Consider the following 16,735-nt stretch of genomic DNA (forward strand, 5'->3'; position numbering starts at 1 on the left):
GTCGCCTACGGTATGGCCGCTTTATTGGTAGCCCAGCACTTGGTAAAACACTTCCGTGGGGTCAAAGCGGTGGATGGCCTTGATCTAAACATTCCGGCCGGCTGTTGCTTTGGCTTACTCGGCCCGAATGGCGCGGGTAAAACCACGACGGTGGAAATCCTAGAGGGCATCCAGCGGCCCACCAGCGGCACCATTCTCTACCGTGGTGAACCTCTTGGTGCCGGCTTCCGCCAGAACATCGGGATTATGTTTCAGTCCACCGCTTTGCAAGACTACATCACCGGCTATGAAAACTTAAAGATGTTCAGCAGGTTCTATCAACGAACCTTGCCTTTACCTGATCTCATTGCCAGTTGTGCCCTGGGGGAATTTCTGGATCGCGACACCCGCAAGCTGTCGGGTGGCCAACGGCAACGGTTGCTGTTGGCGATTGCCTTGGTCAACGACCCGGAGTTGATTTTTCTGGATGAACCGACCACTGGCCTTGACCCGCAGGCACGCCGCAACTTTTGGGAGTTGGTCCATCGGATCAAGGCACGCGGCAAAACCTTGTTGCTGACCACCCATTACATGGAAGAGGCTTATCATCTGTGCGACATTATTGCCATCATGGATCATGGTCGGATCATCGCCCAAGGGACGCCTCGCGAACTCTTGGCAGCACACTTTGGTGATGTAGTCCTGCAACTACCGCAGACAGATTTTCCCAACCCGCCGCTCCCGGCTTGGCTGACCGTCATGCAGGGTGCAGAGACGGTGGAAATCCTCACCTGCGATGTCAATGCGGCCATCCGTGAACTGATCGCGTATAACATCTCACTGGCCCATCTGCAAATTCGCCCGCGGACCTTGGAGGATTTGTTTTTGGAATTGACTGGCCACGAGTTACGGGCATGAATTTTAAACGGTTCTGGGCTTTGTTTCTCTGCCGCAATCTGGAATTTCTGCGTGACCGCTCCGCGCTAACCTGGAATCTCCTGTTTCCGCTGTCCCTGATCGCCGGTTTCGCCTTCGCCTTTTCCGGGCCGGGATTGGATTCTTACAAAGTCGGTGTCTTAGGGGAATCCAGTGAGGACAGGGCCTGTGAGGCCGGTGAATTCTGTCAGCTACGCTATATCCGCTTTGTGCCAGTTACCGATCTTCCCCTTGCGGTAGCCAAGATCCAACGTCATCAATTGGACTTGCTGCTCGACCCTGGCGGGCGGCGCTACTGGATCAATGAGGAATCGCCTAAAGGCTATATCCTAGAGCGGGTTTTGCGCGGCACGGCCGAGGGGTTACCGCTCAGTAAGCAAACGGTCAGTGGCCAGGCCATTCGCTACGTCGATTGGGTGATGCCGGGAGTGCTGGCTATGAACATGATGTTTAGCTGCCTATTTGGCGTCGGTTATGTCATCGTCCGCTACCGCAAAAACGGTATGCTCAAGCGGTTAAAAGCCACCCCTTTGACATCGTTGGAATTTTTAGCTGCCCAGATTACCTCACGGCTCTGGTTGATCCTCGTTTCAACCGCATTGGTCTTTATCGGTACCGATCAAATCATCGGGTTTCCGATGTTTGGTTCCTATTTTGCCTTATTCGTCGTTTTCGCGGTCGGCGCGCTGAGCCTGATCAGTCTGGGAATGCTGGTGGCTGCTCGTACCACCAGTGAAGAGCTGGCCGCCGGCTTGCTCAACGTGCTTAGTTGGCCGATGACGTTCTTATCGGGCGTCTGGTTTTCCTTGGAGGGAGTCCGCCCTATCCTGCAAAAGGCCGCGCAGTTCGCACCGCTAACACATATCATCGATGCGGCGCGCGCGATCATGTTTGACGGGGCCGGTCTAATGGATATCTCAGGCCATTTGCTCGCCTTAACCGCAATGAGCGCCGGAGCCTTGGCGATCAGCGCTTGGCTGTTTCGTTGGGAATGATTGGGCCTGACAAGGGTCATAAATCGGTGATCCCCGCTTGACCAGGATAAAAACCATGCCGTGGCTGCAACGCGAAATCCAGCTTGTCCGTCCAGAGAATGCCCTCCCTGGCCGCTCCACCCCGATGACTGTACCGAGCCGGCATTATGTGAATGACCGGCCTTTGCAACCACCCTTCCCGGCCGAGATGCAGCAGGCTTTGTTTGGCTTGGGCTGTTTCTGGGGCGCTGAACGAAAGTTTTGGCAGCAAGCTGGGGTCTATAGCACCGCCGTCGGCTACGCCGGTGGGTTTACCCCAAACCCGACCTATGAGGAGGTTTGCAGCGGGCTAACCGGCCACACCGAAGCGGTACTGGTCGTGTACGATCCGACCGTGATAGCGTATCCCAAGCTACTCGAAATCTTCTGGGAATCACACGATCCAACCCAGGAAATGCGTCAAGGTAACGATGTGGGCAGTCAGTACCGGTCGGCGATCTACGTTCACGACGAAACCCAACGCGCTGCGGCCCTTGCCAGCCGAGAGGCTTATCAACGCGCGTTAACCAGCGCCGGCCAGCGGGAGATCACCACGGAAATCGCCGAGAGGCCAGCTTTCTACTATGCGGAAGCTTATCATCAACAGTATTTAGCCAAGAACCCTGGCGGTTACTGTGGCTTGGGCGGGACTGGCGTTCATTACCCGGATTGAGGCCAGCTTTACTCGCTCTGAGCTTTTAATGCTCAGATGGGATTAGATGCGCAGCGGCAGCGGCTTACAGCAAGGTATCTGAAAAAAGGCGTTGTAAATCCAGGATGGGTACTTTCTTCTCGCCATCGCGAAAACAAGAAAAAGCAATGCGCTGCCACGCCCCTACTGGTTGATCCGGCAACCGGCAAGCTTGCCGGTCACTTACTGGCCGACGAGCAGGAACCACAGCCAGCGGCAATGCCCCATACGTGATGAGATTGGCCGTTTCGTAGGCAAAAATCCCCACAGTATCGGGTGCCGACTGGGCTGGCTTACCATGAAGCCAAGCTGCCAAATCGAAGAGCGGCACCAATTCTTCCTGCCAAAGCAGCACCTGCCGACAATAAGGCGGGGCGTCCAAAACCTCGAAAAGCTTCGGAGATTGGACCAAATGGACCATTTGGCGCTCGCCGACGGCCACATGTTGCCCGGAACTCAATAGCAGTAACCAGGCAGATGCATCAGCCATTGCCTGGCTCCTGGTTGATAGCACGCTGGCAATAAGCCACTAAACGAGCGGCTGTAGTCACACAACTGACGGTTTCTTCATGGACAACCAGCCATTCGATTAGGCTATCCGATTTCGCCATGCAAGGAGGCAGCGGATAACGTGCGCGCGGTGGGCGTACCAGCATTTCAACCTGATCGCAGACCATAGCGAGACCATAATAGCCATCGTGGAGCAAAACACAGATGCGGCGCTGCGGCGGTAGATCGAGAGTGACCGCCAATAGATCGCCTTGCAGACAATAAACCGGCCACTCTTGGCCCGCCCAGGGAATCAACCCAGCGGCTGGGAACCGTGCTCCCTCTTGCCGGATATCCATCACCGATTCCAGGGAAACCACCTCGCGTTGCGGCAGCAGCAATCGCTGGCCGTCGATCTGCGCGACGACCAATGCAGAGACTTTATGTGCGACAGTTTCAACCGCTTTTTCCATTTTATTCATGCCCGGATTTGGCGTACGCCAGTCCGCAGCGCCAATTCAACATTTTCCAGCAACTCGTCATCAGTGAAGGGTTTGGTCATATAGAAATTGACGCCAACCTTTTCCGCTTCCTGGCGATGTTTGGCCGTGGACCGGGATGTCACCATAATGACCGGCAAGGTACGGGTTGCTTCACGGCCCCGAACGTGAGCAGTGAGTTCCAAACCGTTCATCCGCGGCATTTCCAAATCGACCAGCAATAAATCCGGTTGACGCGCCTCAATCATACTAACCGCCTCTAAACCATCGCGGGCCATGCGCACTTCGAATCCCGCATCTGAGACTGCCTGGGCCAACGCCCGGCGCGCACTCAGTGAGTCATCAACCACAAGCGCCATCCGCTGACGGGTCTGGGCCGTAGCCACCGGAGCTGATTTTATTTCTCGGCGAGCGGTGCCTTCCAACTGTGATAACGGAGCGCTCAACAATTCGGGCAAATCCAGCACGGGAACGACGCTGCCATCACCCAAAATGGTGGCGCCGACGATGCCGCGTAGCTTGGGGAAATAGCGCCCCAGCGGTTTGACCACGAGATCCCGGCTATCCAGCACCTCCTGAGTCAGAACTGCACGGACCACACCCGTAGCATCCCGCACCAACATCAGCGCTGGCGTCTGGCGTTCAGCACCACGACGATCATGGGAGAGATGGAGCATCGCCTCTAGCGAGGTCATCTCATAAAAATCGTCTCCCATCCGATAAACCGTCTTCTCGCCCAACCGGTGGATTTCTCCCAACCCGGAGTAGAGAACCTGCTCAACACCACGGCTGGAGATCGCAAATCGCTGTTCATGCACACGAACCAATAAAGCATGGACAGCGATCAGAGTGACTGGGAGCCGAAGTTCCATCAAGCATCCCCGGCCCGCCTCGGAACGAATCTGAAATGAGCCTTTCAGTTCCCGCAAACGGCTATGCACCGCGTCCAGCCCCACGCCCCGCCCCGATGTTTGCGTCGCTTCGGAGCGCGTGGAAAATCCTGAAGTCAAAATGATTTGACTTAGCTCGGCCTCTCCGGGCGTAGCATCCGGTGCGATGAAGCCTCTCTCCTGAGCCACTCGGCGAATGGCAGCAAAATCCAACCCAGCGCCATCGTCCCGGCAACGCACAACGATAGTGCTGCCTTCGCGCACGAACGATAGATCAATCCGACCGACCGGATCTTTGCCCCGCGCCTCACGCTGCTCCGGTGCTTCGATCCCGTGATCGACGGCGTTACGCAAGATATGCATCAACGGATCGGTGATATCGGCCAGCAAATTACTGTCCATCATCGTCTCATCGCCGATGACCAGGAACTTCACTTCCTTATCCGTCAGGCGGCAGGTCTGACGCACACTACGCTGCAAGCGGGGTACGATAGTCTTCACCGGCACCATGCGCGTGCGCAATACCGCCTCCTGGCTTTGCCGATGCAGGCGCCCTTGTGTGACCAGCAAATCATCCAGAGCGCTTAGATCATCCCGGATATCTTGCCCTAACGCACGACTGTCGGCGGAGGCCTCCAACAAGCGATGGGTCACCGTGTTGAGTTCGTTGTACTGCTCCAGTTCCAGTGGGTCAAAATCGCCCTTAGCGGCCACTTGATCGCGAAACGGTGCGATACCACGAATTTCCACCAACTGCTCCAGGTCGGCTGTCAATTGCTGGAAAACCTGGTGCTGGCTCTGTACTGCCCGCATCTGGCGCAATGCTTTGTGCGTCCGCTCCTGAACCTGCCCAGTCAGAATGATCGATTCCCCTACCAAGCGCAGAAGATCATCGACCAAAGTCGCTGGTACCCGCAGCATCGGGACTGTCGCCTGAGCACCAGTCGCCGCCGTAACCGTCTCAGCGGCTTCAGCCGTATCGCTTGGCTCAGCAGTTGCGAAGTGATCGACTGATTCAAGTCTGGATGCGGCCATGGCAGGCCGTTTCGGAGTAGACGGCAGTGCAACGTCATCCTCCTTAGGCAAGCCCTGTTTATCGATTTGGTTGGCCCAATCAAGAATTCCTTGTAAAACCTCCTGCGCTTGCGGCGGTGGATCGCCTAAGCCAACCAAGGCCTCACTCATGTTTTCCAAACAATCGACCGCCGATAGCAACGTGTCTGCCAAGCGGCGGTTCGGTAAGGTCTGATGCTTGGAGAAAGCTTGCAGGATATCTTCCATGTGATGAGTGAGATTGGCGATGCCGCGCACACCCACCGTATTGCCGGCACCCTTGACGGTGTGAGCGATACGCTGGGCTACCTCGACATCGCGCAAAACACCGTTACCTGCCGCTAAGCGCTGGATAGCAGCCGATAATTCCGCCGTCTGGCTAGGCAACTCTTGTAACAAGCTATCCAGTAATTCAGGGTTCACGTCTCCTGGCAGCGCCAGTGAAACATGCTCCGGCAAGGCTTCCTGTGGCCGTGGCTCGACCGCCATCGCTTCCGGTATTGCAAAGGTCGGCGTAGCCAACAACTCTACCAGCGCATGTACCTCTTCCGTCGGCAGCGGGCTAGGCCAAATTGGATCACTAAAGCCCTCAACCAGTGCGTGGCTGGCTTTGCGATTCGGCAGCGTTTGCAAGTAATGTATGGCTCGCTCTGGCCAAGCCGCGATCAGATCGTATTCTCTTTCGGCCAGCGGACGAGGGAGGCCGGCAAACGCCATCACGTTACCGTTTAAAAAGCCACAGGCCTGCTGCAAGCCGCTCAGACCCAGCGCTTCCGAGGCATCAGCCAAACGCGCGATTTGCTCAGCACAAGCCAGCAAAGCTTCCGAGCGCGCATCAGCATCAGCCCCGGCATCGACCGCAACAACTTTCATATCCTCGACAGTTTCGGTGATCGAACCGGCTTCAGCTAGGAGTAGATCTACTAGCTCTTGATCAAAACCCGCCAAGTCTCCGGCCGCTTCTAGTTCCGTTTCATCTTCAATCGCCGCTTCCGGCGCGACCGCCTCTATGTCTGTCTCATCTTCAATCGTCGCTTCCGACGCGACCGCTGCTAGCTCCGTTTCATCTTCAATCGTCGCTTCCGACGCGACCGCCTCTATGTCTGTCTCATCTTCAATCGTCGCTGCTGATTCGGCCGCTAGATCGAATCCCGAAACCGCCGCTACCGCCTCAACGCCTTTCGCTGCTATGGATTCCTCCATCGCTTGATTGAATCCAGTCAAGGAAGGGGCTATTTTCTCGTCACTTGCTAAGACAGGTTCAATTGCTCGGCTTTCTGTCGTAAACGCTGTTGCTGTCTCGACGCTGGCTGTGGACTCAGACTCCATTCCCATGAAATCTACGGTCAGATCAAGAAGATCACTCTCGGTCTCCGATAAAGGTCTATCGATTTCCGTCGGTTCGCTTGCAGCCTTGACGACTTGCGGATTGGTCTCGACCGGCTTGGCTGTGGTGATTTCCTGAAAATGTCCAGCATCACTTGGTAGAGTCGCTATCGGCGGAGTACCGACCGCCAATACCTCCGGTTCCAGTGCGAAGGTGGTTGTTTCCGGCTGGGTAGCCTCCCCAATCGCTGCTACTTCCACAACGCTTGCTGAGGCAGGAGCCAATACATCTTCTTCCACACGGCCAGAGAAGACGTTCTCTGCATCGATAGTGTTCAAAGAATCGCTTAGAGGGAAATCCTCCGGCACCGGCTGTATAGCTTCATCCGCTAGCGCTTGCTCCAGGGTAGCCGACGCTTCCTCTTGGGTAGCCCCTGCTACAGACACCGCCGCCAGATTGTCGCTAACTGTTTGCACCGCCTCCTTTATTGGATCAACAGCCGCCGGATGGGTTAGCCATTCCTGTAGGCGCAGGGCATCAGCTTCCGGCAGAGATCTGGACCAAATCGGACGTTGCAAGTGCTCCAGCAGGGCTTCACCGGCACTGGAATCGGTTTCACCCGACTCCAGGTAGCCCATGATCAATGCCGGCCATTCCTCTAGCGCTTCTCGATGCGCATCAACCCAGACGCCTTCCTGGTTGGCTAAAGCCAGCAATCGCTCATGAAATTGGGCACATACTTGCCCTAATCCCACTAAGCCACCCTGCTCGGCCAAAACACCGATCTGGCTGACGTGCTCGCCATAGCGGCCAAGGCCATCGGCGACAACAGCAACATCTCCGGCCGCCTCTGGATCGGCTAGCCCTTCCATAAGCACGTCAACGACGGCGGCAATTTCCGCTTCCAGCGCGGAAGATATCTCGTTGGATAGGGTCATTGGCTTTCAAGACCTGCTCGCGGCGCTGATCGGGACACCCTGGAATAAAGGCGCGGAGTAAATAAGCGCTTAAACACCTTGTACGGGTAACTTGAACACCCGAACCGAAGTCAGCAAGCTACCGGCGAAATCCACCAGGTTGTTGGTGTACTGGCTTTGCTCGACCAAGCGCTGACCCGTTTGCACCGTACTGCTTTGAATTTGCCTGGCCCTTTCCAGCAACGCATTACTGACACGCGCCTGTTCTTGAGAACGGACGGCGATTTGCTGTACCGAAGACACCAGATCGGCTGTGGTCTGCTGCGTTTTCCTCATCTGCTCACCCGCTTGCTCGGCCAAGCGGCTACCCTCGACGACCTGCGAAATCGCTTGGTTCATGGCATTGGCGGTATCAGCCGTTTCAACCTGAATACTGCTTACCAAGGTGGCGATTTGCGAGGTGGCCTCACGAGCGTTTTCCGCCAATCGCTGCACTTCGTCGGCCACCACCGCGAAACCGCGACCCGCTTCACCCGCCGAGGCGGCGTGCATACTCGCATTCAGCGCCAGGATATGCGTGCGCTCAGCGATAGTGTTGATTAAGTTAACCACGCCGCTAATCTCTTGCGAGCGTTCACCCAAACGCTTGATACGTTTTTCCGTTTCGCGGATGGTATCGCGCGTGCTGGTAATACCGTTGACCGTGCTGACCACCGTCTCTAAAGCTTTACCCGTGGTTTCAATGGCATGGGCAGCGGTTTGGTTGCATTCGTTTGCCAAAACAGCGATATGGTTCATGTCCGTAGCGGCGGCAGCCAGTTCGGTGGCAGCGCGTTCCACTTCCTGGCGCTCATCGCTGGCCACGGCCATCACGGCATCGGCCTGTGACTTAACCTGGCCGGATGCATTGGCGACTTCTTCTGAAAGCTGAGTCACCTCGCCCAACACCTTAGCCGTCTCGGTGGTCAGTAGATTGAGCGCATCGGCCATCGGGCCAGTCACGTCTTCGTTCACCGGTACTTTAACGGTAAGATCGCGTTGGCTCAGTTGGGAGACCGCTTGCAGCAGCAAAATGATCGAACTATTCAAGTTATCATTCGCCTGTTCAGCTTCCACCAAGGTAGACACGCGCTCGTTCAGCAAACGATCAAATCCGCGACCCAGATCAGCTAATTCGTCAGTCCCCGTGAGATCGGTACGCACGGAGAAATCACCCTCCGCAACCTGTTGCACGGTCGTTGCTATCTTTTCGACCGGCTTGGCGATGGAATTGTAAGTCACGACACCCAAGCCAACCGCCACGAGAGCCGCGAGCAAGCCAATCACGATCATGATCGCGCTGAAATTCCGGCTGGTTTGAATTGCTTTTTGCATCGCGCTCACGGTATCACCTGCCATCTTTTGCTCGCGCGGATGCAGAATCTTTCCATGGACCGGTTCTACAGCGCTCGCCAGAGAGTTAGCCACGAATAGATTAAATTTAGTTCGGTCCTGTGCTTGCATTAGCGTTGTTGCTTCCGCGAACGTGCTGTCCATCGATTCCTTGGCACTCAAAACCTCTTCCTTCTGTGCACCGACAGGAATTTGTTTTAGATATTTTTCCCAAGCCGCATCGTATTCCACCCTGAGATCAGACAGGTTTTTTACAGCCTGCGCCCAACTGATCAGACCCAAATTCGTGTTATGAATCAGATCGGTAAATTCGATAGCAATGACATGGGTCAAATCCGCCGAGGCTTTCTGGTCTTCTACCGCTTGGGCAGCATTGTTGAACGCATTATTGGCCTGATTTAATCCGAGATAGCCGGTAAAACCAATAATCAACACCGCCAATAGCAGGGCAGTAATCAAAACCAACAATCGCGCACTAATTTTGAGATTATTCATGGCTGTCTTTCACCACACTAGTTTGAACATATTTGAATTCTGGCAAAGGCTGATCGTCATTCAGTCTTTAATTTACCGATAGTTAAGCCGCTTGATTCCAAGCCAAGAAAGGGTGCGATTCACTTGAGGCTCACTGTTTGACAGTGTTGAACCAGTCAGAATTTTTAAACCATTTTTGGTATAATTTGTATTTAATACCATCTTTATTGATTTTTTTCACAAAGCCATTTAACCACTCAACAAAGGCTGCATCCCCCTTACGCACTCCCCAGCCTAAGCGTTCGAGTGTAAAAGGTTGATCTAAGAAAACTAGTTTTTCACTACCCTGCCGAGCAATGGCGACTGCATTTGATGGCGAATCGTAAACAAAAGCATCAATCTTCCCCTCGATAAGGGCCGCCACCCCATCCTGCTCTGCTTTGAAGGAACTGTAAGTCGCATTAGGGATGTTTTGTTTTACCGCCGCTTCACCGGTGGTTTCCGCCTTTGAAGCCACCTTATATTTCGAATCATTTAAATCACGATATGACTTAATCTTATCGGAAAGCTCCTTACGGATTAGCACGGTCTGGCCAATCGAGATATAAGAATCAGAGAAATCAATCTTTTTACGACGTTCATCGGTGATAGTCATGCCACCCATAATAATTTCGCACTTGCCATCAAGCAAAGCAGTAATGATGTCGGCCCAAGGTGTATCTGATAATTGAAGCTGAACACCCAACTCCTTGGCGATGAGGCCAGCCATATCTGCATCAAAACCGATAATTTGATTTTGCTTATCGAGCATTGCAAACGGCATATATTTGGATTCGGTACAGACTTTCAAGGTGCCATTTTTCTTGATGCCTTCCAAAGTATTGGCATAAGAAGAAAAACCGACCAAAGAAAAAGAAAAGATGAGAATCGCAGAAATAAAAGAAAATTTTGTCATGAAGGTAATCTCTGTATAAACCCTTAAATTCAAAAAGCAAGCTTCGCCGGGCCTATTCCATCTCATTAGCCTATGAGCGATAAAAATCAGCCGTTACGGCCGACGCCGCCAAAGATTGGAAGAAATTACGATGGTCGAATTCCACCCAAACGATTTTATCGAAACTGTAAATATCACCGGCATACCCCCGCAGCGCGGCCGGTAATGGTGGTGGATGAGCTAATTTATGACTGGTATCGACCGTCTGCGGCAGGCTCTCCACGAAGAAACCAACCATATCGCCCCCCTCACCGAGCAACAACAAATAATGGTTGTCGGGGGCTACATTGTCTAAGCCCAACGATGCTTTGAAGTTAAAAACCGGTACCAGGTTGCCACGAAGATTGAGAAGGCCGACCAGCCATGGCGGTGTTTGCGGCACGGGATAGACCGTCGCCCGCTCAACCACTTCACTCACTGTATCAATGTCAATAAGAAACCCCATATTCCCCATCCGGAAACCGTAACGTATCCGCTGGCGCAATACCGGTTTAAGCCCTACAATCGCCCCTCTTGCCGGATTAAAGCGATTAAGAGCCGCACTGGGGGCTAACAAACGCGGATTTTCCGTCGTCTCTTCCCTTGCCATCGCTCACTTTCCCCAAGTTCCAAGCCAACTTAATAATCTTCCCGTCTAAAAACTAAGAGCTTCGCAGCCATCATCATTTAGCGAAAAGCTTTTAGCTGATCAATAATTTCATCTGCTGAATATGGTTTTGTCACATACCCTTTAGCGCCTTGCATCTGTGCCCAGAGACGATCCGCTTTCTGATTTTTGCTCGTTACAAAAATGACCGGAATCGCCTTGGTCTCTTCGTCAGCAGTTAAAGCACGGCACGTCGCAAAACCATCCATGCTGGGCATGATGATGTCCATGAAAATGATACTCGGCTTTTCCGCTTTAGCTTTTTGAATCGCCTCTTTCCCATCAGAGGCGGAAACCACAACAAAACCAGCCTCTGAAAGAATATTGGTAATATTCTTCAGATCAGCCGGCGAATCATCCACTACCAATATCTTATTGATCATCGCTTCTTGCCTCTGCATCAAGCCCAGTAAAATGATTAAATGAACACGACTCTAATTCGGCCAAGAGCCTATTACTAGAGTCATCATTGAAAACTGTTCTCTATAAGACTATTAAATATCTAAGCTGCAAAAATTCTTATAAATTACTTTAAGTATTTTTTCACTGTTTTCTGAAAAGTTTCCTGTTTAACAGGCTTTGTCAAATAAGTATCACAGCCCGCCAATGCTCCCTTTACGCGGTCGAAAGGAGAAGATTTACTGGTTAACATAATCACCGGAATCTTCTTTTTTGCTTTATCTTTCTTAAACATCTTACAAAGCTGATACCCGTCTATGCCTGGTAAAACGACGTCTAGAAAGACCAGGTTATAGTAATTCTTATTAATATATTCAATTGCCTGTTCTCCAGTCTCTGCCGTATGCACATGGATACCAAACATTTTTAGCTCCAGTTCGATTTGCTTTCTTACCGGCGCACTGTCATCAACCACTAAAGCGGTTAAGGTAGGCGCTGCATTGGGAGCATCGGCTTTTACAACGCTATCAGCGGCAGGTTTTACTGGTTCGGTAGTTAATTTCTGGTTGGGGTCTACTCCAATGATTCGCTCATGATCACTTTGTAATTCTTTGTTTGCCAAGTGATCGAGAACGTTGATAACCCGGCTGGCAACGAAAGGACGACGAATATAATGGAGTATGGAATCTGGCGGTTCTTCATGGGTAACCATGATCGTTGGGATATTCGACCGGTAACTGGTACTACCACCAGTAGCTGTACCTCCCTTAGCCTGCCGCCACTCACCCATCGCTTGTGGATCGTCGGCATCCACTATCAGTATATCGGTCAGCTCTCCGGGAACAGCAACGATATAGGTATAATTACGGTATTGAGACAATTTGAATATATTGCGCAATATATTCCTTTCGGACTCAGAGATGCCAATCATGGCGACTTGAAAAGTTTTCTTGCCCATTCGTACTAATTCCCCACTTCAGAGAATGTCAAATTGCTTGAAATTCAAGCCTGATTGTAGGTCCCTTTAGGTACATAGAGCGATGCCCGCTCCCCAAACGTCGTTTCAAGCTATCCTGAGACAATACGTTCTTGCCTGTCACACTCTCTCTAAATTTAGATATTGAGGCCGAATCGATAAACCCTGAGCCATAAAATTCAACCATGCGGATAGTCTCCCTATAGCACCTAATCCCCTAGGCTGACATCGCAAAAATATATAATTATTGTTACATCTTATTTATTATAGTCTAAAATAGGAATTTTACAATATCTAAAAAGAGCCTAAAAACCATTCTAAATCTGAAAAATTAGTCGCAACGCACCACACACCCGCAAGATAGATGGATAAAAATTATGCACAAGTATAGAAAATATACAAAAATTCACCATGAGCAAACTCTAGTTTGACTTAAGTACCTTATGATCCTTAGTGAATACCTAACCTGGCTATAAGGGTGTCGTCTAACGTACCCTGAGCGCAATCTGATCACCGACAAGAGTCATACTCAGGCTGATTTAAGCCATGTGATTGTGCCGCACGCTCGATTGAGGCTCATATTGAAGTACCGCATCCTCCCTGCTACCCAGCAAAGTATGCAATTGCTCAAGCAGAGTCTCACTGGGTTTGACGCACCAGCTTGCACCGAAAGTCAGTGCGACCCGGGCCTCAGCACCGCGATAATCCACCCAGACCACGCAACAGCCATTCGCACGATGCGCCGCCAGCAGATCCCGCAACTGGCGTAGCAGACCCGCTTGGCATTGGCCAGCATCAAACCGTATCATCAGCCGGCGGGCATACTCTGCACGCGCACCATCCAAATCCAGGACCCGCTCCACATTAAGGCGGGTGGTTTGGTTGAACTCATCCCAACCGAGCGTCCCCTCCACCAACACAATCGCATCCTCAGCAAGACTCTGGCGATGGCGCTCATAAACTTCTGGGAAAAGGCGGATTTCTAGCCGACCCCGCCCATTCTCCAAGGTGACGAAAGCGATGCGTCCCCCTCGATTAGCGTTGCGGGTGCGCAGGCTGACCACGAGGCCACCGACCAATACGGAACGGTTGTCGCTCCGCGCTCTGGGAGTGCCGTTTTCGAGTAAATTCTCCAGCGGAGCAGCGCCCAGCGCGACCAGTTCCATCGCCACGCGATTGACAGGATGACCGCTCAGATAAATACCTAATGCTTCCTTTTCGCCACGCAGCCGCTCTTGCTCAGCCCATTCCACCACTTGAGCGATCCGTAACGGCTGCCTTGCTGTTTTCGTCGCAGCAACTAACCCGAATAGATCATCTTGCCCGGCCGCATCATTACGCGAAAGCTGCTCGGCTTCCCGCAACGCTTCCGGCAATTGCGCCGCTAAAGTCGCTCGATTTGGGCCAAGAGCGTCGATGGCACCGGAACGGATCAAGGCTTCCAGCACGCGCCGATTCAGCTTACGTAGCTCCACGCGCTGGCATAAATCGAATAAATCATGATACGCCCCGCCCCGCTGTCGCTCTTCCAGTAGAGTCTCAATCGCACTTTCACCGACACCCTTAATGGCACCTAAACCGTAGCGGATCTCGTTGGCCGCACCCACTGCAAATCGATATTCGGAGAGATTGATATCCGGTGGTGTCAGTTGGAGCTGCAACCGTCGGCATTCTTCAATAAACACAACGACCTTATCGGTCTTGTCCATGTCCGAGGACAATACCGCCGCCATAAAAGCAGCCGGATAGTGGGCCTTGAGCCAAGCAGTCTGGTAGGAAACCAGAGCATAGGCCGCAGAATGCGATTTATTGAAGCCGTATCCGGCAAATTTCTCCATCAAATCAAAAATATAAGTAGCTGTCTCTGTTTCCACCTGGCGTTCAACAGCACCCTTGACGAAGGTCTCGCGCTGCTTGGCCATCTCCTCCGCTTTCTTCTTACCCATTGCTCGCCGCAGCAAATCAGCACCGCCCAAGGTATAGCCGGCCAGCACCTGAGCAATTTGCATGACCTGCTCTTGATAAAGGATGACGCCGTAGGTCGGCCTGAGAACATTGGCGAGTGCTGGATGGGGGTATTCAATGCGAGCATGGCCATGTTTGCGGTCGATGAAGTCATCCACCATGCCCGATTGCAGAGGGCCTGGGCGAAACAACGCCACCAATGCCACGATGTCCTCAAAACAGTCCGGCTGCAAACGGCGAATCAGATCCTTCATGCCGCTGGATTCCAGTTGGAAAACCGCCGTGGTCTGATGGCGTCTCAGCAGGTCGAATGTTTCTGCATCATCCAGCGGGATGGTGGTGATATCCAGCGGTGCCTCACCGGTGATCAGACGCTGCTGGTTGATGGTCTGCACTGCCCAATCAATAATCGTCAGGGTGCGCAGACCCAAAAAGTCAAATTTGACTAACCCGGCTGCTTCTACGTCATCCTTGTCGAACTGGGTGACCAAGTTCTGACCGCCTTCTTCACAATAAAGCGGCGAAAAGTCTGTCAGATTAGACGGAGCGATGACCACGCCACCGGCATGTTTGCCAACATTGCGTGCCAACCCTTCCAGTTTGCGTGCGAGTTCAATCAGGGCACGGACTTCCTCATCCCCCTCATACAACCGCCGCAACTCGGCTTCCTGCTCAATAGCCTTCTCAAGCGTCATACCGATTTCAAAGGGAATCAGCTTGGCAATGCGGTCTACGAATCCATAGGGATGGCCCAACACCCGACCGACATCGCGCACGACAGCCTTAGCCGCCATACTACCGTGGGTGGCGATCTGCGAAACCCGGTCACGACCGTAGCGCTGCGCCACATAGTCGATCACTCGATCCCGACCTTCCATGCAGAAATCAATGTCGAAATCCGGCATTGATACCCGTTCGGGATTGAGGAAGCGCTCGAACAACAGATCGTAAGCCAGTGGATCAAGATCGGTGATGCCGAGTGCGTAGGCCACCAGGGAACCGGCGCCAGAACCGCGCCCTGGCCCGACTGGCACGCCATGTTCACGCGCCCAACGGATAAAGTCGGCGACAATCAGAAAATAACCGGGGAATCCCATCTGGATGATGACCCCGAGTTCTTCCGTCAAGCGCTCATCGTAAATCTTGCGACGCTCAAGGAAATCGGTGGCGGCGAGGTCGAGCAAACGTGGTAGGCGCGCTTCTAAACCAGCGCGCGCTTCGGTTGAAAAATAAGCCTCGGCGGTCATATCTGCTGGCACCGGAAAATCCGGCAACACGTTTTTGCCCAATTCTAACCGTAAATTGCAACGCCGGGCGATTTCGAGGCTGTTTTCTAGCGCTTCCGGCAAATCGGCGAACAGATCGGCCATTTCCGCCGGTGTCTTTAAGTACTGTTGATCGCTGTAGCGGCGTGGTCGCCGTGGATCATCCAGGGTCATACCGTCATGAATGCATACCCTGGCCTCATGGGCCTCGAAATCGCTGCGTTGGAGAAAACACACCTCGTTGGTCGCCACGACCGGCACCCCGGCCGCGACTGCCAGATCAACGGCAGCGCCTAGATAGGCTTCTTCTTGAGGTCTGCCGGTACGCTGTACTTCCAGATAAAACCGCTCCGGGAACAGTTCACGCCAATCTGCCAACCAGGCGCTGGCACGTTCCGGTTGCCCATTCAGCAACGCTCGGCCCAGCTCGCCTTCGCGGCCGCCCGACAGGGCAATCAACCCCTCGGTATTGCCAGCCAACCAGGCAGAATCGATGATCGGCACCCCTCGCTGTTGGCCTTCCAGGAAGCCACGGCTAACCAAGCGGGTCAGGTTGTGATAGCCAGTTAAATTCTGACAGAGCAGCAGTAAACGCGCGGGTTCGTCGCCGTGCCGCACCCACGCTTCGACGCCAACGATGGGCTTAACGCCCGATCCGAGCGCCGCTTTGTAAAACTTGATCAACGCAAACAGATTACTCATATCGGTGACGGCTACAGCAGGCATACCGGCAGTCACAGTTTGCTTAATCAGGCTTTTGATACGGATCAGTCCATCGACCAGCGAGTATTCGGTATGGAGGCGCAAATGCACGAAGGAAGCAGCCATG

At 53.1% G+C, this 16,735-nt stretch carries 12 protein-coding genes; 3 read left to right on the top strand and 9 right to left on the bottom strand.

What is annotated here, in order from left to right; translation table 11 throughout:
* The first annotated feature begins 12 nt into the window (after positions 1-12).
* From BN873_RS04085 to msrA, 3 genes are read left to right on the top strand one after another with little or no spacing between them, the layout of a single operon-like run.
* Positions 13-897, top strand: a complete 885-nt coding sequence (locus BN873_RS04085; RefSeq protein WP_048670913.1) for an ABC transporter ATP-binding protein — start codon at positions 13-15, stop codon at positions 895-897.
* Positions 894-1,910 (top strand): ABC transporter permease, encoded by a 1,017-nt coding sequence (locus tag BN873_RS04090; RefSeq protein WP_048670915.1) that lies wholly within the window; start codon positions 894-896, stop codon positions 1,908-1,910. Before BN873_RS04085 ends, BN873_RS04090 begins: the two co-directional genes overlap by 4 nt.
* A gap of 55 nt (positions 1,911-1,965) precedes the next feature.
* Complete coding sequence (gene msrA, locus BN873_RS04095; protein WP_048670917.1) at positions 1,966-2,601, top strand: peptide-methionine (S)-S-oxide reductase MsrA; 636 nt, start codon at positions 1,966-1,968, stop codon at positions 2,599-2,601.
* Between the two features lie 64 nt (positions 2,602-2,665).
* On the opposite strand, the gene BN873_RS04100 is transcribed toward msrA, so the two are convergent.
* The 9 genes from BN873_RS04100 to dnaE all read right to left on the bottom strand — a co-directional run bounded on the left by BN873_RS04100 (position 2,666) and on the right by dnaE (position 16,734).
* Positions 2,666-3,109 carry a chemotaxis protein CheW gene (locus tag BN873_RS04100; protein WP_048670918.1) on the bottom strand — a complete coding sequence of 148 codons (444 nt, stop codon included), beginning with the start codon at positions 3,107-3,109 and terminating at the stop codon, positions 2,666-2,668.
* Complete coding sequence (locus BN873_RS04105) at positions 3,102-3,590, bottom strand: hypothetical protein (protein WP_048670920.1); 489 nt, start codon at positions 3,588-3,590, stop codon at positions 3,102-3,104. Before BN873_RS04105 ends, BN873_RS04100 begins: the two co-directional genes overlap by 8 nt.
* Positions 3,587-7,816, bottom strand: a complete 4,230-nt coding sequence (locus BN873_RS04110) for a hybrid sensor histidine kinase/response regulator (protein ID WP_048670922.1) — start codon at positions 7,814-7,816, stop codon at positions 3,587-3,589. Before BN873_RS04110 ends, BN873_RS04105 begins: the two co-directional genes overlap by 4 nt.
* Positions 7,817-7,885: 69 nt before the next feature.
* The gene (locus BN873_RS04115; protein WP_053085232.1) at positions 7,886-9,682 is read right to left on the bottom strand and encodes a methyl-accepting chemotaxis protein; all 1,797 of its coding nucleotides are present in this window, start codon (positions 9,680-9,682) and stop codon (positions 7,886-7,888) included.
* Between the two features lie 130 nt (positions 9,683-9,812).
* Entirely contained in the window at positions 9,813-10,616 is an 804-nt protein-coding gene (locus BN873_RS04120; protein WP_053085233.1) for a transporter substrate-binding domain-containing protein, read from the bottom strand.
* A 70-nt stretch (positions 10,617-10,686) separates the two neighbouring features.
* Positions 10,687-11,244 (bottom strand): chemotaxis protein CheW, encoded by a 558-nt coding sequence (locus BN873_RS04125; RefSeq protein ID WP_082161086.1) that lies wholly within the window; start codon positions 11,242-11,244, stop codon positions 10,687-10,689.
* Positions 11,245-11,321: 77 nt separating this feature from the next.
* Positions 11,322-11,684: a response regulator gene (locus BN873_RS04130; RefSeq protein WP_048670928.1), complete on the bottom strand. Its 363-nt coding sequence runs from the start codon at positions 11,682-11,684 to the stop codon at positions 11,322-11,324.
* 143 nt (positions 11,685-11,827) lie between these two features.
* On the bottom strand, positions 11,828-12,658 hold the full coding sequence (locus tag BN873_RS19300) for a response regulator (RefSeq protein ID WP_048670930.1): 831 nt from the start codon (positions 12,656-12,658) through the stop codon (positions 11,828-11,830).
* Between the two features lie 557 nt (positions 12,659-13,215).
* A complete protein-coding gene (dnaE, locus tag BN873_RS04140) occupies positions 13,216-16,734 on the bottom strand; it encodes a DNA polymerase III subunit alpha (RefSeq protein ID WP_048670933.1) in 3,519 nt (1,172 codons plus the stop codon).
* Position 16,735: the final 1 nt, after the last annotated feature.

This window comes from Candidatus Competibacter denitrificans Run_A_D11 (assembly GCF_001051235.1).
Classification (GTDB): Bacteria; Pseudomonadota; Gammaproteobacteria; order Competibacterales; family Competibacteraceae; genus Competibacter_A; species Competibacter_A denitrificans.